Raw genomic sequence first — 22,319 nt, forward strand, 5'->3', positions numbered from 1 at the left:
TTCGTCAGTAGGCGAAGGTGATCGGGCGGTCGGCCTCGTCGGCCTCCCGGTCGCCGGAGTCACGCCCGGGCGGTACGAGATCCGCACCGTCACCGTCGCCGGGCGGCAGGTCGGGTACCTGCCGGGCGACCCGCCGCAGCAGGCCGAGTTCCACCACCGCCATCACCCCGTACACGAGCGTGAACACGCCCAGCGACACGACCACCTGCCAGGCGGCGGTGCCCGGCGAAACACCGTCCGCGGTCTGGAACAGCCCGTACGCGAGCCACGGTTGACGGCCGCCCTCGGTGAACAACCAGCCGAAGCTGTTGGCCAGCAGCGGGAGGAACGGCACCGTCAGCGCGACCCGGGGCACCCAGCGGTTGGCGAGCAACCCCGGCTTGCGCAGCACCACCAGCCCCACCAGGGCGAGGAACGCCGCGAGCAGACCGAAGCCCATCATCAGCCGGAAGCTCCAGTAGGTCACCGGCACGTTCGGCACGTAGTCGCCGGGCCCGAACGCCGCGACCGCCTTGTGCTGCAGCTGGTTGACGCCCTCCACCTTGCCGGTGAAGCTGCCGGTGGCCAGGAACGACAGCAGGTCCGGGAAGCGGAAGCTCCACAGTTCTCGCCGGCCGTCCGCCGTCCCCAGGGTCAGCAGCGAGAACCCCGCCGGCTGCTCGGTGTCGAACAGCCCCTCGGCCGCGGCCACCTTCATCGGCTGCAGCTGGGTCATCAGCTTCATCATCGAGTCACCGGTGACCACCACGCCCAGGGCCGCGACGACCACGACACTCGAACCCACCTTGGCCGCGGTACGAAACGCCGCCCGAGCGGCCTCGGTCGCCTTCGGGCGGGCCAGGTGCCAGAACGCCACACCCGCCACCAGGGCACCGCCGGTGAGCAGGCACGCGGCCGCGGTGTGCAGGCCGGCCTCGATCGCGACCGGGTTCGTCAGCAGGGCGGTGAAGTCGGTGAGTTCGGCCCTTCCGGTCGCCGGGTCGATCCGGTAGCCGACGGGATGCTGCATCCACGCGTTGACGCTCAGGATGACGTACGCCGAGATCTGGGTTCCGATGGCGACCACCCAGATGCAGCCGAGGTGCACCGCCCGCGGCAGCCGGTCCCAGCCGAACACCCACAGGCCGAGGAACGTCGACTCCAGGAAGAAGGCGAGCAGTCCCTCGATCGCAAGCGGTACGCCGAAGATGTCGCCGACGAACCGCGAGTAGGCACTCCAGTTCATCCCGAACTGGAACTCCTGGATCAGCCCGGTGACGATGCCGACCGCGAAGTTGACGATGAAGATCTTGCCGAAGAACTTCGTCAACGTGAGGTAGCGCTGCGCCTTCGTGACGAACCACGCGGTCTGCAGCCCGGCCACGATCGCCGACAGGCCGATCGACAGCGGAACGAAGAGGAAGTGGTAGACGGTGGTGATGCCGAACTGCCACCGCGCGAGGTCGACTGCACCCATGCCTGAATACTACTTCTTGTAGTACGACAGAGCGTCGTAACCTTGCTCACACCGGTCAGGCGCGGTGATGCGGGGGAAGTGCTCGCTCCGCCTACGTGAGCTTGCGGGGACGAGGGCGGAACGCCCAGGCCAGGCGCGGCTCGACCGCCCACCTGGTCGCCGCCCGGACCGGCGGCGTCGACAACAGCCCGGCCAGCGCGATGCCACCCACCGCGGCGGCCAGGACGCCGAGAGTGGTGTGCAGCGCGGGGTGGTCGTACCACCCGAGGTAGTCGGCCACCTTCACCGGCACGCCGTGCAGGAGGTAGACGTACAACGTGATCGCACCAAGGCCGGTGAACCACGTCTTCCTCGAGGGCACGAGCGCGAGGAACGCCGCGGACAGGATCGTCGCGCAGACCAGCATCCCCGTCCGCATGGCCGTACCGGTGAGGTTGTCCACCCCGAGATAGTCGTTGCTGCGGCGCCAGAAGACCCACTCCACGCTCATCCGGGTCTGCGCCCAGTAGGCGACAACCAGGCCTGCGGCCAGCACCGGAACGGCGAGGATCCGCACCCAGCGCCGCCGCAGGTAGGCGAAGTGCTCCGGCTTCAGCATCATCCCCAGCACGAAGAACGGCAGCAGGCTGAGGATCCGGCCGGTTTCCAGCACGCCCGGAAGCTCCTGCAGCCCGGCCGCCAAGGAGATCAGCACCGCCACCGCCAGCGGCCGGCGGATCCGCAGCCAGACCGGCGTCGACAGCCGCCAGGCGAACAACGCCAGCAGGAACCACACCAGGAAGTACGGGTCGAGCAAGGTCGGGTTGACATCGTGGCCGCCGACGAACTTTCCGAGCAGCATGTACACGATCTGGAAGAGGACGTACGGCGCGAGCAACTGCGTGATGAGCTTGCGGGCCTTGTTCCTGGAGAACGGGAAGCGCCGGGAGAAGTAGCCGGACACGATGATGAACACCGGCATGTGGAACATGTACAGGAAGAGGTAGAGCGCGCGGCCCGCCGGCACGTCACGCAACGCCTCCATCGCGTGACCGGCCACCACCAGCACGATGGCGATGTACTTCGCGTTGTCGAAGAACGGGTCGCGCGTCTTCTCCGCCCACCCGGCGGCCTCGGACCCGGTTCCGGTGGCGGCACCCTCGGTTGCGGCACCCTCCCTCGCACCACTGTGCTGGACGTCACCTTCCAGGGACGGTCCCACCGGGTCGGACGAGGGGGCTCCGGGATCAGCGGCAGATGTCACCACCGGCGGGACGATACCTACCGGCCCGGCGGCGGCCAAACCGCGTGACGCCTGCCGCGTGAGCGAAACCACAGCGCCCGGTACCGACCGAGAACGCCCGAGTACGACACAGCGTCGTAGAATCGCGGACATGGCGCGGTTGGGAAACCTCGAACGCGAGGTCATGGAACACGTCTGGTCCGCCAAGGATCCGGTCACGGTCCGCGAGGTCCACGAGGCGCTCGCGGTCGAACGTGACCTGGCCTACACCACGGTGATGACGGTCCTGGACCGGCTGGCGAAGAAGGGTGTCGTACGCCGCGTGCGCGACGGCCGCGCCTACCGCTACGAGGCGGCCGCGGGCCAGGACCAACTGGTCGCCGACCTGATGCGTGAGGCGCTCGACGGAGCCGGCAGCGGCGCCAACCGGGCCGCCGCCCTCGTCCGGTTCGTCGACCAGGCGTCCCCGGAGGAGGCAGCCGCCCTGCGTGAGGCCCTCGCCGAGGTGGACGCACTCGCCCCCCGGCCCCGCCGACGGACCCCCCGGAGCTGACATGACGCCGGTCGTCCTGGGTGCGCTGGCGCTCCTCCTCACCTGGCCGGTGCCCGAACTCCTCGGCCGCGCCCGCTGGCCCTCGCTGGTGCCCCGCGCCGCACTGGTCCTGTGGCAGGCGCTGGCGCTGGCCGCCGTCCTCGCCGCCCTCGGTGCCGGCCTGAGCCTGGGCACCGACGTCGTACTGCGGCCCGGCCAGGGAGCGGAGCGGACCGCCCTGCAGGTGGCGGTGACCCTGCTCACCGTCGTGGTCGCGGTCCGGTTGGCGTGGGCGAGCCTGCTGGTCGCGGTCCGCACCCGGGCCCGGCGCCGCCACCACCGGATGGTCGTCGACCTGGTGGGCACTCCCGGCGAGCGGCTGCAGTCCACCCGTCCGGACACCGCCCGGCTGCAGGGTGAGGAGCTCGGCATCCGGGTGCTCGCCGAGAAGACGCCGTTCGCGTACTGCCTGCCGGGGGTGCGGTGCTCCCGCGTCGTGGTGTCCTCCGGCGCCCTGGACCAGCTTGCCCCCGAAGAACTCGACGCGGTCCTCGCGCACGAGCGCGCCCACCTGCGGGCTCGCCACGATTTGGTGCTGGAGGCGTTCACCGCGCTGCGACAGGCGTTTCCGCGCTGGGTGCGCAGCCGCACGGCGTTCGAGCGCGCACACCTGCTGGTGGAGATGCTCGCCGACGACGCGGCCCGGCGACGGGTCGGCGCTCCCCCGGTGGCCCGCGCCCTGGTGACGCTGGCGTCCACCCCGGCCGCACCGGCCGGCGGGCTGGCCGCCGGTGGCACGGGAACCCTCGCCCGCGTACGCCGGCTGGCCCGGCCCGGCGAACCCCACCGGGTGCTCGCGGCCACCACCTACCTCGCGGCGGCCGCGTTGGTGGTGGTGCCCACGCTCACCCTGGCCGTGCCGTGGCTCGCCCGGCTGGTCGAGCACCTGGCCTGAGGCACGCGGTTCGTCAGGCGGCGTCCTCGTACTGCCCGTTCAGTCCGGGCCGGTCCGGATGGAGCAGATGTCCGTCCTGGTAGTGGTTGGCGTCCTCTTCGGGCGTGGGTGTGCTCGTGGTGCGGGAGAAGACCGCGACGAGCGCCATGACCACCAGCGCGAGCGTCGTGATCGCCAGCAGCGAGCCGATGAGAGCAATCACATTGTGAGAGTCCCCTCCGCCGGTCCGACGAAAACGCTTCCGCCCGACGGAATTCTGCTTCGGGCCCGACGGAAATCCCTCGGATGATCGCGAGGCCCCTTGTCTGCTTGGCGAATCGGCCGCTCTGTCCGGCATGTACCACTCGGGGAGCGCGGAATCCCTGTCAGGAAAGAGAAAACCGGCGTCGTGCATCCTGATCCGGAGGAAAGGCAACGACTAGGAAGACCGGCCCAGTGCACGCACGAGTGCGTCTGCGCAGGCGCGGGTTGACAGCGGCCCACCGAAGAACCACGTTCTCGCGCCGAGCCGGTGAACCCGTCGTTCGGCCACGAACGCGAGCCCCCGCCAGTCCTGCCGGCCGGTCATGGCGCCGGTGAAGATGTCGCTTCGTGGGTCGGCCAGGTAGAGGAAGTCCGCCGTGGACACCTGCCCGAGATCTGCCGGCCCGACCGTGGAGAGGCCGTACCGGTCCGGCTCCCCGCGCCAGTCGTTCTGCAGGCCGAGCCGGCCCAGCAGGTCCCCGGCCAGCGAGGTCCGGCCGAACATCCGGATCGTCGGCACGCCCTCCACGGAGTAGCCCTGGGCGAGCGCCACCGGCAGGTTCGCCGCCCCCGCGGCGGCCAGCTTCGACCGGTCCCGCGCGATCGCGTCGTCCAGCCCGCGCAGCACCCAGGCGGCCTGGTCGGTGCGGCCGACCGCCCGGGCCACAGCGGCGAACGTCGTCCGCATCTCGGTCCAGGCGGACATGTCGGGCCGGTACGGGTCGAACACCAGCACCGGCGCGATCTTGCGCATCTGCGCCACCACAGCGTTGGTCTCGTCCGCACCGACCAGGATGAGGTCGGGCCGCAGGGCGCGCACGGCCGTCGGGTCGGGCTGCTGGCGCGGCCCGACCTCGGCCGTGGTGTGGTCCAGCCGGGGACCGCCGCCGACCCACGCCGCGTAGCCGGCCTTGTCCGCCACGCCGACCGGCCGGACACCGACCGCGAGCAGATCCTCGGCGTACGTCCAGTCCAGTGCCACCACCCGGCGGGCCGGCGCCGGCAGCCGCACCACGCCGTTCACGTCGGTGACGGTCACCGGTTTCGGCAGGGCGGCCCGGGCACGCGCGGCTGCGGAACCCGGACTCGCGGAGGCCCCGGCGGTCACAGAGGTACGCGGGGACGCCGAGGCGCTCGGGGACGCGGAGGACGCCGGGGACGTCGAGACGTTCGGAGACGTCGAGGCGCTCTGTGACGTCGGGGACGCGGGGGACGTCGAGAGGCTCGGCGCCGGCGAATCCTCGCCGGAGCAGGCGACCAGCCCGGTGGCGAGCAGTACGCCGACCAGGGCGGCGCAGACACGTCGTACGGAAGCGGGACTCACCGGGCTCGCCTCTTTCGGTGGTGGGACTCACCGAATCGCTTACCCGCCGACGAAGATCACCGACCGGCCCGTGCCGGAACAGGGCCGTACCGGAACAGGGGCAGTACCGCGACCCGCCTAGGCGGACTCCGCCTCGCGCATCCGCTGACTGATCACCGCCGACACGCCGTCGCCGCGCATCGACACGCCGTACAGCGCGTCCGCGACCTCCATCGTGCGCTTCTGGTGGGTGACGACCAGCAGCTGGCTGTTCTCCCGCAGCTCCTCGTAGATCTCCAGCAGCCGACCGAGGTTGGTGTCGTCCAGCGCCGCCTCCACCTCGTCGAGGAGGTAGAACGGGCTGGGCCGTGCCTTGAACAACGCGACCAGAAACGCCACCGCGACCAGCGAGCGTTCGCCCCCGGACAGCAGCGAGAGGCGCTTGACCTTCTTGCCCGGCGGGCGGGCCTCCACCTCGATGCCGGTGGTGAGCATGTCGTCGGGATTGGTCAGTACGAGCCGGCCGTCACCACCCGGGAAGAGCCGGTCGAACACCTGCGCGAACTGCTTCTCCACGTCGCGGTAGGCGGCGGTGAACACCTGCTCGACCCGCTCGTCGACCTCCCGGACGATCTCCATCAGGTCCTTGCGGGTGGCGCGGAGGTCCTCCAGCTGGCGGGACAGGAACGTGTGGCGTTCCTCCATCGCCGCGAACTCCTCCAGCGCGAGCGGGTTGACCTTCCCCAGCAGGTTCAGCTGACGCTCGGCGGCCCTGAGCCGCTTGGTCTGCTCGGCCCGGTCGTAGGGACGCGGCTCGCCCTCCGCCTCCTCACCCGGAGCGGTCTGGGACGGCGGCACGGGCACCTCCGGGCCGTACTCGCGGGAAAGTGTCTCCGGGTCGACTCCCAGCTCCTCGACGGCGCGGGTCTCCAGCTGCTCGATCCGCATCCGCTGCTCGGCCCGGGCCATCTCGTCGCGGTGCACCGAGTCGGTCAGCTCGTCCAGCTCGCCGGCCAGGGCGCGGACCTTCTGCCGGACGGCGTTGATCTGCGCCTCTCGGGCGGTGCGGGCCTGTTCGGCCTCCTGCCGCTCCCGCCCGGCCGCGGCCAGCGAGCCGTCCAGGCGGGCGAGGACCTGGCGTACGGCGGAGAGGACGGCGGTGGCGACCTCCGCCTCGCGGGCGCGGCGTTCCCGGCGTACCCGGGCGCGTTCGCGGGCCGCGCGCTCCTCGCGGGCCGCGCGCTCCAGGGAGTCGGCGCGGCCGGACATCGCCCGGCCGCGTTCCTCGGCGGTACGTAGCCCGAGCCGGGCCTCCATCTCCCGCTGGCGAGCGTCGCGGCACACCTCGGCGAGCCGGTCGCGCTCGTCGGTCGACGGCTCCTCGTCCGGGCTGTCCTGGGCGGTGGACAGCCGCTCCTGCAGCTCACCCAGCCCGCTCTGGTCGCGGACGACGGCCTGCCGGGCCTCCTCGATGGCGGTGCCGAGCCGCTCTGCCTCCGCCTGCGCCGACCGGGCCGCCGAGCCCAGCTGACCCAGGCGTTCGGCGACGGCCGCGAGCTCGGCATCGGACTCGTGCAGCCGGTTGAGCGCCTGCTCGGCAGCGGCAGCGGCGGCCTTGCGGCGTTCCTCCGCCTCGGCGCGTTCGGCGCGCAGGCGTTCGGCTCGTGCACTCGCCTCACGCAGCCGCTCGGCGGCGTCGTCGACGGCAGCCTGGACCTCCAGCAGGCTCGGCTGGGCGGCCGAACCGCCGTACGCGGTGTGTGCGCCCAGCAGGTCGCCCTCCCGGGTCACCGCCATCACGTCCGGCTGGTCGGCGACCAGCGCCCGGGCCGCGGCGAGGTCGTCGACCACGGCGACCCTGGCCAGCAACCGGACCAGCGCGGGCAGCACCTGCGCCGGGGCGCCGGCCACGTCGACGGCGTAGCGGGCGCCCGGAGGCAGTGCCGGCCAGTCCGAGGGAGCGCCCTCGACGCCCGGGCCGGCACCGCCGACCAGTAGCCCGGCCCGGCCGAGGTCCTCGGTACGCAGGTGGTGCAGCGCGGCCACGGCCGAGTCGACCGACTCCACCGCCACCGCGTCGGCAGCCCGGCCCAGCGCACCGGCGACGGCCGCCTCGTAGCCCGGCTCCACCGACAGCAACGCGGCGACCGAGCCGAGCAGGCCGGACACGCGTTCGGTGGCGGCGAGCAGCTCGGCGGCGCCGTCCTTACGGGCCAGGCCCAGCTCCAGCGCCTCCTTGCGGGCGGCCAGGGCGGCCCGCTCGCGTTCGGCCTCCTGCTGGTGCTGACGCAGGGTGAGCAGTTGTTCCTCGAGCGCCTCCAGGGCGGCCTGGGCGGACTCGTACGCCGCGTCCAGCCCGCGTTCGCCGGCGTCCAGGCTCGCCACCTGGCTCTCCACCGCGACGAACTCCTCCTGCGCCTGCTCCGCACGCTCCCTCGCCTCGGCGCGGGCGGCGGTGAGCCGCTCCACCTCGGCCTCGCGGGCCTCCAGCCGGCTGCGCACGGAGTTGACCTGCCCGGTGAGCCGGGCCAGGCCCTCGCGCCGGTCGGCGGCGGCGCGCGACAGCGCGGCGATCCGGCGTTCCTCCTCGGCCAGCGCTCGCTCGGACGCCTGCCGGTGTCCGACCGCCTGGTCCAGCGCCTCGCGGTGGGACTCGGTCTCGGCGGCGATCGCCTCCTCCTCGGCCCGTACCCGGCGCGCCTCCTCCTCCAGCTGGTCGGGGTCGCGGCCCGGGCGTTCCTCCTCCCGGGCCTCGGCCAGATGGCGGGTGCGCTCGACGGCCAGCCCGGCGGTGCCGCCCAGCCGCTCCTTGAGGCTCGACAGGCGGTACCACGTCTCCTGCGCCCGGGCCACCCGCGGCGCGTCGGCCCGCAGGCTCTCCTCTAGCTCGGCCTCCTGCGCCTGGACGACGCTCAGCTCGCGCTCGACGGCCGCCCGGCGCTCCCGTACGGCGGACTCGTCGGCCACCTCCTGGGCCAGCGTCGTGGTGAGCTGGACGAGATCGTCGGCGAGCAGCCGCAGCCGGGCATCGCGGGCGTCGGCCTGGATCACCGCGGCCTTTCGGGCGGCCTCGGCCTGCTTGCCCAACGGCCGGAGCGCCCGCCGGATCTCCGCCAGGAGGTCCTGCAGCCGGGTGAGGTTTCCCTCGGTGGCGTCCAGCTTGCGCAGCGCCTTCTCCTTGCGCTTGCGGTGCTTGAGGACGCCGGCGGCCTCCTCGACGAAGCCGCGCCGGTCCTCCGGGGTCGCGTGCAGGATGGAGTCGAGCCGGCCCTGTCCGACGATGACGTGCATCTCCCGGCCGATACCCGAGTCGGAGAGGAGCTCCTGGACGTCGAGAAGCCGGGACGTGCGGCCGTTGATGCTGTACTCCGAGCCGCCGTTGCGGAACATCATCCGGCTGATGGTGACCTCGGCGTAGTCGATCGGCAGAGCGCCGTCGCTGTTGTCGATGGTGAGGATCACCTCGGCCCGGCCCAGCGGGGCCCGTCCGGACGTGCCGGCGAAGATGACGTCCTCCATCTTGCCGCCGCGCAGGCTCTTGACCCCCTGCTCACCCATCACCCAGGCGATCGCGTCGACGACGTTGCTCTTGCCCGAGCCGTTCGGGCCGACCACACAGGTGATGCCCGGCTCGAAGTGCAGGGTCGTCGAGGACGCGAACGACTTGAACCCACGGAGCGTCAGGCTCTTGAGGTACAACGCGCGCTCTCCTCGATGCTTCCGGGGCCGGGGGGACTCGGTGGTCCGGGGCGCCGGCCTGGGCGGGGTCTGGGCACTGGTCCGGGTGCGGGGCCCACGACCCTGGGCGGGCCGGTGGGGACCTGTGCCCGACGATACCGGGGGTGAGCGCCGGAGCCGTTCGCGACGCGGCCGGGTATTGCGCGCCCGAACGTTCCAGGCACAACAAAACGGGACGCCTCAGATGAGGCGTCCCGTTCCATCTCGGTCTTTCGAGGCTGGTCCACTCAGTGAGACCGGACCTCCCTCAGGTCAACGCGGGCTCGTGCCGGGCGTCGATGGTGAGCAGTTGGTCTTCGTGCACCACTGCGGAGAGGGAGTCGTTTTCTGCCTGAAGACGCATGACATGCGCCTCCAGCTCCGATACTCGCTTTTGCAGACGTCGCACCTCGGAGACCAGACGGGGGTCAGGGCCACCAACGTGGCCGAGGAGCGCTTTCGCCATAGGGGGTCCTCCACGCTGAGTGACCTAAGGTTTGGGTCGCTACATCGCAGCACTCAAGTGGGGCAGGGAGCGCGGCGGTGTTTCTAGAGTCTCACCAGAGCGCCATGCCGTCAAGGTGACCGCACCACGACCCACCGTAGTCAAGTGATCGCACTCCCCACTTGTCCGGCAATATCGCCACCGGATCACAGGGCGGGCGAATGGACGTCACAACGTCCAGGACGGCTCAGATCCCCTTGTACACAAGGGAAAACGCCTGTCGCCACCGCAGGCGGCAGTTGCCCGGCGTATGGCGGAAAACAGGTGTCAACGTGGTAGAAGTCACCAACGACCGCGACGTGGACGGGGCTGACACCTCGGGCATGTGAAGGACGACCGATTCATGAAGGGATCCCGCCGCACGGCGTTTCCGCAACGTTCACACGGCTCGCCTTCCCTGCCGTACACCGAAAGCGAACGCGCGAAGTAGCCGCTTTCGCCGTTGACGTTGATGTACAGACTGTCGAACGACGTTCCGCCGGCGGCCAGAGCGGCGCTCATCACGTTGCGAACCTCCGCCAACAGCGTCTGTGCCTCGGTCCGCCGCATCGTGTCGGTTGCCCGGGCGTAGTGCAGCCGGGCTCGCCACAACGCCTCGTCGGCGTAGATGTTGCCGACCCCGGAGATCAGCCGCTGGTCGAGCAAGGCGCGCTTGACACCGGTACGGCGGCGGCGCAGCGCGGTCACGAACTCGTCGTCGGCGAACGCGGGATCGATCGGGTCCCTGGCGATGTGCGCGATCTCGGCCGGCAGTTCGGCGCCGCCGGGGCTGATCGACAGGCCACCGAACATCCGCTGGTCGACGAACCGCAGCTCCCAGGACGGCTGGTCGGTGAACGTGAACCGGACCCGCAGATGGGGTTCGTCCGGACGTTCGGTGGGTACGACGACGAACTGGCCGCTCATCCCCAGATGGGCCAGGAGGGCGTCACCGCTGTCCAGCGGCAACCACAGGTACTTTCCGCGCCGCCGGGCACCCACGACGCGGTGCCCCACCAACCGGTCGGCGAAGTCCTGCGGGCCGGCAAGATGCCGTCGGACCGGGCGGGGATGACCGACCGTGACAGTGGCAATCGCGTGCCCGACGACCAGCTTCTCGATGCCCGCGCGGACGACCTCGACCTCGGGCAACTCAGGCATGCCCGGCCCCCTCGCTCAGGCCGGAGCCGTATCCGCGGCGCCGCCGGCGGCGGTCCGGTCGGCGGAACCGCCGACCTGCTGGTCGGCCGAGCCGTCGGTGCTCTCACCCAGCATGGCGCGGATCGCCGCCCAGGCCGCCTCGGCGGCCTGCTGCTCGGCTTCCTTCTTGCTGCGGCCGGTGCCGACGCCGTAGTCGGTGCCACCGACCACCACGTGGGCGGTGAACACCTTCTCGTGGTCGGGGCCTCGCTCCTCCACGACGTACTCCGGCACGCCCAGCGAGGCACGCGCCGTGAGCTCCTGCAGGCTGGTCTTCCAGTCCAGACCGGCACCCAGCCGGGCCGACGCCTCCAGCAGCGGGTCGAACAGCCGGTGCACGAACTCCTGGGCCAGCGGGAACCCGCCGGCGAGGTAGACCGCGCCGATGACCGCCTCTACCGCGTCGCCGAGGATCGACGACTTGTCCCGGCCGCCGGTGGTCTCCTCACCGCGGCCGAGACGGAGGTACTTGCCCAGGTCCAGCCGCCGGGCCACGTCAGCGAGCGCCCGCATGTTGACCACCGCCGCCCGCAGCTTCGCGAGCTGTCCCTCGGACAGGTCGGGATGCGTACGGAACAACGCGTCGGTGATCACCAGGCCGAGCACAGCGTCGCCCAGGAACTCCAGGCGCTCGTTGGTCGGCAGGCCGCCGTTCTCGTAGGCGTACGACCGATGTGTCAGCGCGCGTTCGAGCAACGCGTCGTCAAGCACCAGACCAAGCTTGGTGTTCAGCTCGGCGTACGCCACTGTCCCCCCGAGGCGATCCACTGACTCAGACCGAAACTCAGACGTCGAGAACCTGACGGCGCCCGGCGCGAGGACCGTACTGCCCACACTGCGGGCACGCGCGGTGCGGCAGGTGCGAGGCCCGGCACGCGGGGTTGGCGCAGACGACCAGCTGCGGGGCCGACGCCTTCCACTGCGCCCGCCGGCTGCGGGTGTTGCTCCGCGAAACCCTCCGCTTGGGAACGGCCACGCCACTACTCCTTTACCTCGGGCCGTCGGGGCGAACCCGCGACCTCGTCCGTGTCGTTCTCGTCCGGCACGATCGTGGCCAGCGCCGCCCATCGAGGGTCGATCGCCGCCTCGTGCTGGTGGTCAGGGTCGTCTGCCAGGCGCGCGCCGCACTGCGGACACAGCCCCGGGCAGTCGTCACTGCACACCGGTTGGTACGGCAACGCGAGCACAACCGCGTCACGCACCACCGGCTCGAGGTCGAGCAGGTCGCCCTCGAGCCGACTGGCCTCGTCGTCCTCGATCTCGCTCTCCGGGAAGGCGTACAGCTCCTGGAAGTCGACGTCGAGCGGTTGCTCGAGCGGCTCCAGGCAGCGCACGCACTCACCGGTCAGCATCACCCGCGCCGTGCCGGACGCGAGCACTCCCTCCATCACCGACTCCAGTCGCAGAGCGAGCTCGATGTCGGTGCCTTCGGGGACGCCGAGGACGTCGATGCCGAGTCCAGCCGGTGCGGGCACCGAACGCCGGAGCTTACGTTGTGCCCCCGGGCGGCGGCCGAGCTCGCGAGTGTCGAACACGAGCGGCGCCTGAGGGTCGACGGTGCTCAAGGCGTCCTTGCTTTCTGGGTCGCAGGGCTGGATTCGGCCTCGATCGAGACCGGCTATCGAGCGTACCCGAGGGGCGTTGGTGCACTCAACGCGGCCCGGTCGCTCGCTCCCCGTGTCCGGTCGGGGAGCGTACCGGACGCCGGACGCCGACCCTGGCGAACCCGGACGCATCGGGATCCACTCTCCGAAACCGGCGAGGTCACTCCCGTCGCTCCCCTCGCTCCCGGGGTCGCCGCCGGGTCGCAGCCAGTCAGCCGCCGGGTCGCTCTCCGGGCAGCGGAGGTCCGTCCGGGTCGCCGCCGGCGAAGGTGTCGTCCAGACCGCTGCGGTCGCGCAGGCGTTCCCGGCCACGGGTCACCGAGTCCAGGGTTCTGCGCAGGGACTCCTCGAACTTCCCGAGCTTGGTCTCGACGTACTCGTCGACCTCCGCCGGCGACTTCGGGCCGTCGCCCCGGCCGGCGTTCCGGCTGCGGCTGCGCAGCTCCTCCCGGCCGCGGGCCACCGAGGTCAGCGTCTTCTGCAGGGCGATCTCGAAGCCGGCAAGCTTGCCGTCCACGTAGTCGTCGACCTCGCGGCGCAGCCCGTCGGCCTCCGCCTGAGCCTTGGCGGTCAGCTCGTCGGCGGCGGCGCGGGCCTCGCGATGGATGTCGGTACGCTCGACGAGCTCGGCGCGCTCGCGGCGGGCCTCCTCGACCAGCCGGTCGGCCTCGGCCCGCCCCTCGGCGACAACCGCGTCCCGCTCGGCGGCCACCTTGCGAGCCGTCTCGAACTCCTCCGGGAACATCCGCTGCGCCTCGTCGAATCCGGCGAGCAACTCGGTCCGGTTGACGAGACACGACGCGGACAGCGGCACCGACCGGGCGCTCTGCACCATCCGGCGGAGCTCGTCGAGCTTGTGCTGCACGTCCACGATCTGTCCTTTCCGAATGCGGCCCCTTGCCGAGTCGGCCTGAGATCTGGGCGACGTCTCCCCCGGGCCGGCCGGGCCGGCTAGGCCGGGGTGTCCCCGAGCCGAGCGGTGAGCCGGCTCAGGACGTGCTCGGGCACCAGACCCGAGACGTCGCCACCGTACGTCGCGACCTCCTTGACCAGACTCGACGACAGGAAAGAGTACTCGGGACTGGTGGGTACGAAGACGGTCTCGACGCCGGTGAGGCGGAGGTTCATCTGCGCCATCTGCAGCTCGTAGTCGAAGTCGCCGACCGCCCGCAGTCCCTTCACGATGGCCTGGATGCCGTGCGCGCGGCAGAAGTCGACCAGCAGTCCGTCGAACGTCGCGACGCGCACCTCGGCGAGGTCCTTGGTGACCTCGCGGATCAGCTCGACCCGCTCGTCCACGCTGAACAACCCCGCCTTGCGTGGGTTGGCGCCGACGGCGACCACCAGGTCGTCGAACAGCCGGGCCGCGCGCACGATGATGTCCAGGTGACCGTTGGTCACCGGGTCGAACGACCCCGGGCACACCGCGCGGTGCACTGGCGCCTCCCCTGCCCCTGTCGTGGTCGTGGTCGTCTTCGTGGTCGTGGTGCGGTCCTGTCGTGCGGTCTACCCCTCGATGGTGGCGTCCCCGTCCGCGGCGTGACCGTACCAAAGAGCCGTGTCGCCGTACTTCCGCATGCGGTCGGCGGTGAAGCCGGGTGGCCAGGTAAACGCGGCTGATCGCGCGGACCGCTCGACCACGACCACCGCGTCCGGGGCCAGCCAGCCGTTGCCGGCGAGGTCACGCAGGACGGCGGCCACGGAGGCGTCGGGCAGGGAGTACGGCGGGTCGACGTAGACCACGTCGAAGCCGTCCGGCTCCGGCGGCGGGCCGCCGACGACACGCTCGACCCGGCCGGCCAGCAGGCTGGCGCCGGGCAGGCCCACCGTGCGGAGGTTGTCCCGGATCACCCCGACCGCCCGCCGTGCCACCTCGACCAGCACGACCGCGGACGCACCGCGCGAGAGCGCCTCGATCCCGACCGCGCCGCTGCCGGCGTACAGGTCGAGGAACCGCAGGCCCTCCAGCGAGCCCAGCTCGGAGCTGAGCGAACCGAACAGCGACTCGCGTACGCGGTCAGAGGTCGGCCGCGTGTCCTTCCCGTCGGGCACGCTCAGCCGGCGCCCGCGGGCCTCTCCTGCGACGATGCGGCTCATCGCCGCCATCCTCTCGCACGCGGGCGCCGTCACGCGGGTCAGGTCTTCTCGAGGTAGTCGGCCCGGTCGTCGTCGTACAGCGCCGCCACCGCCACCGCCAGAGCGGGCTCACCACGCAGGCCGGGGTCGGCGGCGACCACCTCAGCAGCGTCGGTGCGGGCCTGGGCGATCACCTTCTCGTCCCGGATCACCGCCAGCATCCGCAGACTCGACCGGCGCCCGGACTGGTCCGCGCCGAGGACGTCACCCTCCCGGCGGTGTTCGAGGTCGATCCGGCTGAGTTCGAACCCGTCGGTGGTTGAGGCCACAGCGTCCATCCGGACCCGTGCCGGTGTCCCCTCCGCCGCACCGGTCACCAGCAGGCACAGCCCGGGATGTCCGCCGCGGCCGACCCTGCCCCGCAGCTGGTGCAGCTGGGAGACCCCGAACCAGTCGGCGTCCATCACCACCATCGTGGACGCGTTGGGTACGTCGACACCAACCTCGATGACCGTCGTCGCGACGAGGACGTCGATCTCCCCGGCGGCGAACCTGCGCATCACGGCGTCCTTGGCGTCCGAGGCCTGCCGGCCGTGCAGCTGGTCGACCCGCAGCCCGGCGAGCGGTCCGCCGGCGAGCTCGGCGGCGAGTGCGACCACCGCGGTCATCTCCCGCGAGCCGTCCGCCTCGACGTCGGCCGGTAGGTCGGAGGTGTCGGTGTCCTCGCCCGCGCCGCCGCTGCCGCGTGCCCTGCCGTCACCGTCCTCGCCGTCGTCACCGATCCGCGGGCAGACGACGTAGACCTGCCGACCGGCGTCGACCTCCTGGCGGACCCGGCGCCACACGTGGTCGATCCAGTCCGGCTTCTCCGCCAGCGGAACGACGTTGGTCTGGATCGGCGCGCGTCCGCTCGGCAGCTCGCTGAGCGTGGAGACCTCCAGGTCACCGAAGACGGTCATGGCGACGGTGCGCGGGATCGGGGTCGCGGTCATCACCAGCACATGCGGGGGCACGCCGCCGGCCTTGCCGGTGAGCGCGGCCCGCTGCTCGACGCCGAACCGGTGCTGCTCGTCGACCACCACCAGCCCGAGGTCGGCGAACTGCACCTTGTCCTCCAGCAGAGCGTGGGTGCCCACGACCAGGCCCGCCTCGCCGGAGGCCACCTCGAGAAGCGCCTTGCGGCGGGCGGCAGTGCCCTGACCACCGGTCAGCAGCGCCACCCGGGTGCCGTCCTCGGCGCCGCCGATGAAGCCGCGCTCGGCGAGCGGGCCGAGCAGGGCCGTGATCGAACGGAAGTGCTGCTGGGCGAGCACCTCGGTGGGCGCGAGCAGCGCCGCCTGGCCGCCGGCGTCGACCACGGTGAGCATCGCCCGCAGCGCGCAGACCGTCTTGCCGCTGCCCACCTCCCCCTGCAGGAGCCGCTGCATCGGGTGGTCGCGAGCCAGGTCGGCCGCGATCTCCTCCCCCACCGCGCGCTGGCCGTCGGTGAGCGCGAACGGCAGCCTCGCCTCGAACGCGGCGAGCAGGCCGCCCTCGCCGGCGACGCGGGGACGCGCGGCCAGCTCCCGGGCAGCCGACCGGCGGCGGGCCAGCTCGGTCTGCAGGACGAACGCCTCCTCGTACCGGAACCGCTTCCGGGCGGCCTCGACGTCGGCGAACGACTCCGGCCGGTGCACGGCCTCGAACGCCTCCCGCAACCCGAGCAGGCCCCGGCGCTCGCGTACCGGCGCGGGAATCGGGTCGGGCACCTCGCCGAGAGCGTCCAGCACGTGGCGCACGACCCGGGCGATGCTCCAGGTCGCGGCCTTCGCTGTGGAGGGGTAGATGGGCATCAGCGCACCGGCGAACTCCTCGATGATGGAGTCGGCGTCTGTGCCGGCGTAGTCGCCGAACAGCACGAAGTGCGGGTGGCTGAGCTGCATGGTGCCGCGATAGGAGTCGATCTTGCCGGCGAAGAGGCCACGCATTCCCTGCTGCAGCTGGTTGGCCCGCCACTGCTGGTTGAAGAACGTCAGCTTCAGCTCGCCCGAGCCGTCGGTCACCACGACCTCGAGAATGTTGCCCCGGCGGTTGCGCATCGGCCGGGTCTTGACCGACTTGATCTCCGCCTGGACGGTGACCTCCTCACCCGCCCTCAGCCCGCGAAGGTTGGTGAGCTCACCGCGCTGGACGTAGCGCCGGGGGTAATGTCGCAGCAGGTCGCCGAGGGTCGCGAGCTCCAGTCGCTCGCGCATCGCCTTCAACAGCTCGGCCTTCGCGAAACCCGACAACGGCATGCCCAGGTCGACCTCCGCGGGAAGCCGCAGGAGCTTTGCCATCACACCTCCACGGTCGTTGCCGTCGAGGCTAGCGGGCGGCACCCCCACTGGGCCGGTTGGCGCTTTCGTGTGGGCGTCGGATACTCTCGACCGGTTGCCCCGCGCGGTTGGCGTGCGCTGGGCAGCGGTCCATGTCCTCATCTTGCTCGGGAGAGTCTCCGGTGGCTGCCGTCTGCGACGTTTGTGGCAAGGGGCCCGGCTTCGGCAACAACGTGTCGCACTCGAAGCGGCGCACCCGTCGACGCTTCGACCCCAACATCCAGCGGGTTCGTGCGACCGTCCACGGCACCCCGAAGCGGGTCAATGTCTGCACTTCCTGCCTGAAGGCGGGCAAGGTCACTCGCTGACCCGGTCCCCACTCGCGTGGGGCCGCACCGAACGCCGTACCACAAACCTGGATCGAACGAAGATCGACTGACCGTCGTGGCCGGTCACCCCGTCGGGGGTGGCCGGCCACGTCGCCTGTTCCGACCTGGCTCAGCGGAAGTGGTCGTGCCCGGCCGGGCCCTCGTACTCCTCGCCGTTCACCGTCACCGGCGGCTCACCGCTCTCCCGTGGCCGGCCCTCGGGGTGGCCCTCGCGTTCGCCCTGCTCCTCCGCCGCGAGCACCCGGCCCACGACTTGCCACCGCTCGGGGAGTTCGACGTCCGGACCGAACGTCGCGGCCAGCGCGTGGTCCTCGCCGCCGGTGAGCACGAACGCCAACGGGTCGGCGTTGATCGCGGCCGCCACAGCACGCAGCGGCTCGGCGACGTCCAGGGTGCCGGTGTCCACGTCGATGCGTACCCCGCTCGCCCGGGCCACGTGCCCGAGGTCGGCGAGCAGTCCGTCGCTCACGTCGATCAGGGCGCTCGCCCCCAGTGCGGCCGCCTCCGGGCCCGCGTCGTAGGGGGGTTCGGGGCGACGGTGTGCCTCCACAACGACCCGCGGGGACCGGAAGCCCCGGCCCAGGACGGTGAGCCCCGCCGCGGACCAGCCGAGCCGCCCGCACACGGCGACCACGTCGCCTGGCCGGGCGCCTGAGCGGGTCAGCGCCTCCCGGCCCTGCAGAGTGCCGAGCGCGGTGATCGAGACGACGATCGGCCCGGAAGCCACCACGTCGCCGCCTGCCACGGACGCTCCCGCCGCCGCCGTCTCGTCCCGGAGCCCTTCGGTGAACTCCAGCGCCCACTGCGCCGGCAGGTCCGGTGGCGCTCCGAAGCTCACCAGCAACGCGGTCGGGACCGCGCCCATGGCCGCGACGTCGGCGAGATTCTGTGCCGCCGCCTTGCGGCCCACGTCGTACGCCGGTGACCAGTCGCGGCGGAAGTGGCGTCCCTCGACCAGCATGTCGGTGGTGGCGACCACGCGGCTGTCCGGCGCCGAGATCACCGCCGCGTCGTCGCCGGGACCGAGCAGGACGTCCGGGCCGGTCGGGAGGCGTGCGCTCATCGCCGCGATGAGCCCGAACTCCCCCAGTTCGGCGACGGTGCCGCCGACACCCTCGGTGCCGCCGGCCGGTCGCCGCGAGCCCGCCTGAGTACCCCTGATCTGCGTCACCTGCGCCGCTCCTGACCTCGCGTCGTTGATGTCAGCCCACATCGTGCCGTGCCCCACCGCGGTGGTGACCGGCACGGTGCACCTTCGCCGGGCGCCCTTGCCGTCGGCCCCGACCGGGGTAGCGTCTGAAACATCCCTCAGGTTTGCCGGCCGGGCGGCGTCGCGGCGAGGATCGCGGACCCTCGGCCTGCAGGGTGGGGGCGCGCGGAGGGGCCGGCTCGCGATACCGTGCACACTCACTTGACCGACCTTGGAGCATCACCACCGAGACGATCGTCGCGAACGACCGCGCGGTGAGGCCCTCCAGCCCGAGAGGACGTATCGATGGTTCAGGCCTACATCCTCATCCAGACCGAGGTCGGCAGGGCGGCCGAGGTCGCCGAGGAGATCTCGCACATCACCGGCGTCACCCTCGCCGAGGACGTCACCGGTCCCTACGACGTGATCGTCCGCGCCGAGGCCCACAACGTCGACGAGCTCGGCCGGCTCGTCGTCGCCCAGGTGCAGGGGATCAACGGGATCACCCGTACTCTCACCTGCCCGGTGGTCCACATCTGATCCGGCCGTCATTGCGAAGGCTCCCCGCGGTCGCCGCGCTCGGTCTGCTCGCCGTGTTCGTGGTGGGCTGCGGCGAGCCGACCGTTCGCGTCGAGCAGCCACACCCGACCGGTGCCGCAGCGTCCGCGTGCCGTGCGCTGACCGCCGCGCTGCCCACGAAGGTGCTCGGCGAGTCGGCGCGGGTGGTGCAGCCGTCCTCCCCCAACACCGCGGCGTGGGGTGACCCGCCCATCCTGCTGCGCTGCGGCGTGCCCCGGCCGGCGAAACTGCTGGCGTCCTCGGAGTGCCTGGTGATCGACGGCGTGGGGTGGTTCTCCGAACGCGCCACCCGCGGATACATCTTCACCACCGTCGGCCGGGACGCCTACGTCGAGATGTTGGTGCCGTCGGCCTACCAGCCGCCGTCCAGCGCGCTGGTGGACGTCGCCGCGGCGGTCCGGAAGGCGGTTCCCGCCCGTACGCCCTGCGTCTGACCCAGGCATGCCCGAACGCACCGCAGGGGTCCCCGACGCGGTGGCCGTGCGTCAGGGGACCCCTCGTCCACTGCTCGCCCGAGACACAGCGTCCGTCCCGGGCGAAGGCTTCAGCCCGTCGCGACCCGCCGGGTCCGCGGCCGGGTCAGCGGCCAGGGTCAGCGCAGGCCTGTGGGCCTGCGCAGCGCGAGCTGGATCAGGTGGTCGCACAGCGCGGCGTAGTCGACTCCGCTGGCGGCCCACATCCGCGGGAACATGGAGTACGGCGTGAAGCCCGGCATCGTGTTGATCTCGTTCAGCAGCAGCGTGCCGTCGCTGCGGAGGAAGAAGTCGACCCGGGCCAGGCCCTCGGCACCCAGCGCCTCGAACGCCCGCACCGCGACGTCCTGCACCTGCCGGGTGGACTTCTCGTCCAGGGGCGCCGGCAGTGCCAGGTCGACGTGCCGCTCGTCGTCGAGGTACTTCGCCTCGAAGTCGTAGAACTCGTACTCCGTGCCGTACCGGATCTCCGCGACCGCGCTGGCTCGCGGCGGCCCGCCGTCGAGGCTCTCGAGCACCCCGCACTCGATCTCGCGGGCCCCCTCGACCGAGGCCTCCACGAGCACCTTGGGGTCGTGCGCGGCGGCCTTCTCCACCGCCTCGCCGAGATCCTGCGGCCGGCTCACCTTGGTGATGCCGATGCTCGAACCGCCGCGGGTGGGTTTGACGAAGACGGGGTAGCCGAGAGACGCGACCGCCTCCTCGCACGCGGACCGGTCGGCAGCCCAGGCGCCCGGCTTCAGCAGGGTGTAGGGCACCACCGGGAAGCCCTGACCGGAGAGGACGAGCTTGGCGAAGTGCTTGTCCATGGCGACCGCGCTGGCGAGCACACCGGCGCCGACGTAGCGGACGTCGGCCATCTCCAGCAGACCCTGGAGGGTGCCGTCCTCGCCGAACGGGCCGTGCAGCAGGGGAAGAACGACGTCGACCTCGCCGAGGGTGCCGGGCACCGTCGCCGGGTCGAGCGAGACCAGCTCACCGCCCCGGTCGTTGGCGAGCACGACCGCGGCACCCTTCTCGTCGACCTCGGGCAGCCTGCCCGCCCCGATCGCGAGCCGCTCCGGATCGTCCTTCTCCAGCACCCAGCGGCCGTCGACGGTGATGCCGACAGGGATGACGTCGTAGCGTTCCCGGTCCAGCGCCCGCAACACGCTGCCGGCGGTCGCGCACGACACGGCATGCTCGGAGCTGCGGCCACCGAAGACGACGGCCACCCGGGGTTTGCGTCCGGCCCGCGCGGACGGGTCCTCGCCCGCCTGCGGACCCCGCTCGTACTCGCTCACCGGCCTGACCCTACCGGTCGCCGACATCGGCCGCTGACCGGTCAGCCCGGGCAGGACTCGGGAAGAATCGGCGTATGTCCGACTTCGACGAGCACGCCGCGCCGGATCAGCCTCCGGCCCAGTCACAGTTCACGCCGATGGCCCAGTCGCCGGCCCGGTCGCAGGAACACTCACCGGGGTCGCCCGCACTCGGCCTGGACACGGTGGCGGTCACCGCCGGCCGCCCCCCACGCGACCCGGACCAGCCGCTGAACCAGCCGCTGGTGATGGCCTCGACGTACGTCGCGGGCGGTGATCTGGAGTACGGCCGGTACGCCAACCCCACCTGGTCGGCGTTCGAGGAGGTGCTGGGCGCCCTGGAGGGTGGCCGGGCCCTGGCGTACCCCTCGGGCCTCGCGGCGGTGGCCACGGTGCTCGACCTGGTTCCGGTGGGCGGCATCGTGGTCGCGCCCCGGCACGCCTACCTCGGCACGCTCGGGCAGCTGGCCGACCTGGTGGAGTCCGGCCGGCTGAGCGCGGCGCCGCTGGTCGACGTCGCGGACACCGAGGGCACCCTTGCCCTGCTGCCCGGCGCCGACCTGGTGATCCTGGAGTCACCCACCAACCCGGCGCTGGAGGTCGCGGATCTGCCCGCCCTCTGTGCGGGCGCCCGGGAGGCCGGTGCGGCGGTGGTGGTCGACAACACGTTCGCGACGCCGATGCTGCAGCGCCCGCTGGAGTACGGCGCGGACGTCGTACTCCACTCGGCGACGAAGTACCTCGCCGGCCACAGCGACCTCGTGCTCGGAGCGCTGGTGACCGCCCCGACCGAGCGCGGGAACGAGCTGCACGACCTGCTCGACCTCCGGCGCCGCAAGCTGGGCGCGACACCGGGTGCGTTCGAGACCTGGCTGGCGCTGCGGGGCCTGCGCACCCTGCCGCTGCGGGTCGAACGCGCCTGCGCCAACGCCGCCGTTCTCGCACACAGGCTGGCCCAGCACCCGGCCGTGGAGCGGGTGCGGTACCCCGGGCTGCGCGACGATCCCGGACACGCCCGTGCGACCGCCCAGATGACCGCGTACGGGGCGATCGTGGCCGTGGAGGTACGCGGAGGCGCCGAGGCCGCCGAAGCCCTCACGACGGCGACCAGGCTGTGGGTACGCGCGACCAGCCTCGGCGGGGTCGAGTCGACCCTGGAGCGCCGGCGGCGGTGGTCGGGTGAGAGCGCCACGATCCCCGACAACCTGGTGCGGCTCAGTGTCGGCGTGGAGGACGTCGAGGACCTGTGGGCCGACCTGTCCGCGGCCCTGTCGGCCGTCGGTCCCGGAGCCGGGTGAG

The 22,319-nt window shown here is 72.0% G+C and carries 23 protein-coding genes; 7 read left to right on the plus strand and 16 right to left on the minus strand.

Translation table 11 applies throughout. The features are described from left to right. Positions 1-4: 4 nt before the first annotated feature. Positions 5-1,456, minus strand: a complete 1,452-nt coding sequence (locus BLU27_RS25915; protein WP_092656203.1) for a cytochrome ubiquinol oxidase subunit I — start codon at positions 1,454-1,456, stop codon at positions 5-7. A 91-nt stretch (positions 1,457-1,547) separates the two neighbouring features. Beyond that, the gene (locus BLU27_RS25920; protein WP_241827642.1) at positions 1,548-2,702 is read right to left on the minus strand and encodes an acyltransferase family protein; all 1,155 of its coding nucleotides are present in this window, start codon (positions 2,700-2,702) and stop codon (positions 1,548-1,550) included. A gap of 127 nt (positions 2,703-2,829) precedes the next feature. Between BLU27_RS25920 and BLU27_RS25925 the strand changes: the two genes are divergently transcribed. Both BLU27_RS25925 and BLU27_RS25930 read left to right on the plus strand, forming a co-directional pair. Beyond that, positions 2,830-3,231: a BlaI/MecI/CopY family transcriptional regulator gene (locus tag BLU27_RS25925; RefSeq protein WP_092656205.1), complete on the plus strand. Its 402-nt coding sequence runs from the start codon at positions 2,830-2,832 to the stop codon at positions 3,229-3,231. 1 nt (position 3,232) lies between these two features. Further along, on the plus strand, positions 3,233-4,165 hold the full coding sequence (locus BLU27_RS25930; protein ID WP_092656206.1) for a M56 family metallopeptidase: 933 nt from the start codon (positions 3,233-3,235) through the stop codon (positions 4,163-4,165). Positions 4,166-4,178: 13 nt separating this feature from the next. Here BLU27_RS25930 and BLU27_RS25935 read toward each other — a convergent pair whose 3' ends face one another. Together BLU27_RS25935 and BLU27_RS25940 are read right to left on the minus strand one after the other, a co-directional pair. Further along, complete coding sequence (locus tag BLU27_RS25935) at positions 4,179-4,367, minus strand: hypothetical protein (RefSeq protein ID WP_092656207.1); 189 nt, start codon at positions 4,365-4,367, stop codon at positions 4,179-4,181. Between the two features lie 216 nt (positions 4,368-4,583). Further along, positions 4,584-5,432 (minus strand): ABC transporter substrate-binding protein, encoded by an 849-nt coding sequence (locus BLU27_RS25940; protein WP_157728806.1) that lies wholly within the window; start codon positions 5,430-5,432, stop codon positions 4,584-4,586. 4 nt (positions 5,433-5,436) lie between these two features. On the opposite strand from BLU27_RS25940, the gene BLU27_RS29350 reads away from it, so the two are divergent. Further along, entirely contained in the window at positions 5,437-5,853 is a 417-nt protein-coding gene (locus tag BLU27_RS29350) for a hypothetical protein (protein WP_157728807.1), read from the plus strand. On the opposite strand, the gene smc is transcribed toward BLU27_RS29350, so the two are convergent. From smc to recG, 10 genes are all read right to left on the minus strand, one after another. After that, a complete protein-coding gene (gene smc / locus BLU27_RS25945) occupies positions 5,850-9,410 on the minus strand; it encodes a chromosome segregation protein SMC (RefSeq protein ID WP_092656209.1) in 3,561 nt (1,186 codons plus the stop codon). The genes BLU27_RS29350 and smc overlap by 4 nt on opposite strands. Before the next feature lie 286 nt (positions 9,411-9,696). Beyond that, the gene (locus BLU27_RS25950; protein ID WP_092656210.1) at positions 9,697-9,894 is read right to left on the minus strand and encodes a hypothetical protein; all 198 of its coding nucleotides are present in this window, start codon (positions 9,892-9,894) and stop codon (positions 9,697-9,699) included. A 321-nt stretch (positions 9,895-10,215) separates the two neighbouring features. Continuing rightward, positions 10,216-11,073, minus strand: a complete 858-nt coding sequence (mutM, locus tag BLU27_RS25955; RefSeq protein ID WP_092656211.1) for a bifunctional DNA-formamidopyrimidine glycosylase/DNA-(apurinic or apyrimidinic site) lyase — start codon at positions 11,071-11,073, stop codon at positions 10,216-10,218. A gap of 15 nt (positions 11,074-11,088) precedes the next feature. Further along, positions 11,089-11,880 (minus strand): ribonuclease III, encoded by a 792-nt coding sequence (gene rnc, locus BLU27_RS25960; RefSeq protein WP_092656212.1) that lies wholly within the window; start codon positions 11,878-11,880, stop codon positions 11,089-11,091. A gap of 16 nt (positions 11,881-11,896) precedes the next feature. Beyond that, complete coding sequence (rpmF, locus tag BLU27_RS25965) at positions 11,897-12,088, minus strand: 50S ribosomal protein L32 (RefSeq protein WP_092656213.1); 192 nt, start codon at positions 12,086-12,088, stop codon at positions 11,897-11,899. A gap of 4 nt (positions 12,089-12,092) precedes the next feature. Beyond that, a complete protein-coding gene (locus BLU27_RS25970) occupies positions 12,093-12,677 on the minus strand; it encodes a YceD family protein (protein ID WP_241827643.1) in 585 nt (194 codons plus the stop codon). A gap of 250 nt (positions 12,678-12,927) precedes the next feature. After that, positions 12,928-13,587 (minus strand): hypothetical protein, encoded by a 660-nt coding sequence (locus BLU27_RS25975; RefSeq protein WP_092656214.1) that lies wholly within the window; start codon positions 13,585-13,587, stop codon positions 12,928-12,930. A gap of 80 nt (positions 13,588-13,667) precedes the next feature. Then, positions 13,668-14,153: a pantetheine-phosphate adenylyltransferase gene (gene coaD / locus BLU27_RS25980; protein ID WP_092656215.1), complete on the minus strand. Its 486-nt coding sequence runs from the start codon at positions 14,151-14,153 to the stop codon at positions 13,668-13,670. Positions 14,154-14,222: 69 nt separating this feature from the next. Continuing rightward, entirely contained in the window at positions 14,223-14,813 is a 591-nt protein-coding gene (gene rsmD, locus BLU27_RS25985; protein ID WP_092656216.1) for a 16S rRNA (guanine(966)-N(2))-methyltransferase RsmD, read from the minus strand. Positions 14,814-14,851: 38 nt separating this feature from the next. Beyond that, positions 14,852-17,110, minus strand: coding sequence for an ATP-dependent DNA helicase RecG (gene recG / locus BLU27_RS25990; protein ID WP_449709426.1), 2,259 nt, complete (start codon positions 17,108-17,110; stop codon positions 14,852-14,854). Positions 17,111-17,271: 161 nt separating this feature from the next. Here recG and rpmB point away from each other — a divergent pair, with 161 nt between their 5' ends. Next, positions 17,272-17,457 (plus strand): 50S ribosomal protein L28, encoded by a 186-nt coding sequence (gene rpmB, locus BLU27_RS25995; RefSeq protein ID WP_092656217.1) that lies wholly within the window; start codon positions 17,272-17,274, stop codon positions 17,455-17,457. A gap of 130 nt (positions 17,458-17,587) precedes the next feature. On the opposite strand, the gene BLU27_RS26000 is transcribed toward rpmB, so the two are convergent. Then, positions 17,588-18,724: a thiamine-phosphate kinase gene (locus BLU27_RS26000; RefSeq protein WP_277869258.1), complete on the minus strand. Its 1,137-nt coding sequence runs from the start codon at positions 18,722-18,724 to the stop codon at positions 17,588-17,590. Positions 18,725-18,973: 249 nt separating this feature from the next. On the opposite strand from BLU27_RS26000, the gene BLU27_RS26005 reads away from it, so the two are divergent. Next, positions 18,974-19,207 carry an Lrp/AsnC ligand binding domain-containing protein gene (locus BLU27_RS26005; protein WP_092656218.1) on the plus strand — a complete coding sequence of 78 codons (234 nt, stop codon included), beginning with the start codon at positions 18,974-18,976 and terminating at the stop codon, positions 19,205-19,207. A gap of 11 nt (positions 19,208-19,218) precedes the next feature. Continuing rightward, a complete protein-coding gene (locus BLU27_RS26010) occupies positions 19,219-19,680 on the plus strand; it encodes a DUF3515 domain-containing protein (RefSeq protein ID WP_092656219.1) in 462 nt (153 codons plus the stop codon). Between the two features lie 158 nt (positions 19,681-19,838). Here BLU27_RS26010 and BLU27_RS26015 read toward each other — a convergent pair whose 3' ends face one another. Then, the gene (locus tag BLU27_RS26015) at positions 19,839-21,002 is read right to left on the minus strand and encodes a D-alanine--D-alanine ligase family protein (protein ID WP_422386066.1); all 1,164 of its coding nucleotides are present in this window, start codon (positions 21,000-21,002) and stop codon (positions 19,839-19,841) included. A 74-nt stretch (positions 21,003-21,076) separates the two neighbouring features. Here BLU27_RS26015 and BLU27_RS26020 point away from each other — a divergent pair, with 74 nt between their 5' ends. Then, positions 21,077-22,318 (plus strand): trans-sulfuration enzyme family protein, encoded by a 1,242-nt coding sequence (locus BLU27_RS26020; RefSeq protein ID WP_241827644.1) that lies wholly within the window; start codon positions 21,077-21,079, stop codon positions 22,316-22,318. Position 22,319: the final 1 nt, after the last annotated feature.

Origin of the sequence: Actinopolymorpha singaporensis (genome assembly GCF_900104745.1) — a bacterium.
GTDB classification, from domain to species: Bacteria; Actinomycetota; Actinomycetes; order Propionibacteriales; family Actinopolymorphaceae; genus Actinopolymorpha; species Actinopolymorpha singaporensis.

What these genes read in the sequence shown, in the direction of transcription:
- BLU27_RS26005 (WP_092656218.1), top strand. Translation starts at nt 18,974, where the DNA reads ATGGTTCAGGCCTACATCCTCATCCAGACCGAGGTCGGCAGGGCGGCC.
- BLU27_RS25930 (WP_092656206.1), top strand. Translation starts at nt 3,233, where the DNA reads ATGACGCCGGTCGTCCTGGGTGCGCTGGCGCTCCTCCTCACCTGGCCG.
- BLU27_RS26020 (WP_241827644.1), top strand. Translation starts at nt 21,077, where the DNA reads ATGTCCGACTTCGACGAGCACGCCGCGCCGGATCAGCCTCCGGCCCAG.
- recG (WP_449709426.1), bottom strand. Translation starts at nt 17,110, where the DNA reads ATGGCAAAGCTCCTGCGGCTTCCCGCGGAGGTCGACCTGGGCATGCCG.
- BLU27_RS25925 (WP_092656205.1), top strand. Translation starts at nt 2,830, where the DNA reads ATGGCGCGGTTGGGAAACCTCGAACGCGAGGTCATGGAACACGTCTGG.
- rsmD (WP_092656216.1), bottom strand. Translation starts at nt 14,813, where the DNA reads ATGAGCCGCATCGTCGCAGGAGAGGCCCGCGGGCGCCGGCTGAGCGTG.
- BLU27_RS25950 (WP_092656210.1), bottom strand. Translation starts at nt 9,894, where the DNA reads ATGGCGAAAGCGCTCCTCGGCCACGTTGGTGGCCCTGACCCCCGTCTG.
- BLU27_RS25915 (WP_092656203.1), bottom strand. Translation starts at nt 1,456, where the DNA reads ATGGGTGCAGTCGACCTCGCGCGGTGGCAGTTCGGCATCACCACCGTC.
- mutM (WP_092656211.1), bottom strand. Translation starts at nt 11,073, where the DNA reads ATGCCTGAGTTGCCCGAGGTCGAGGTCGTCCGCGCGGGCATCGAGAAG.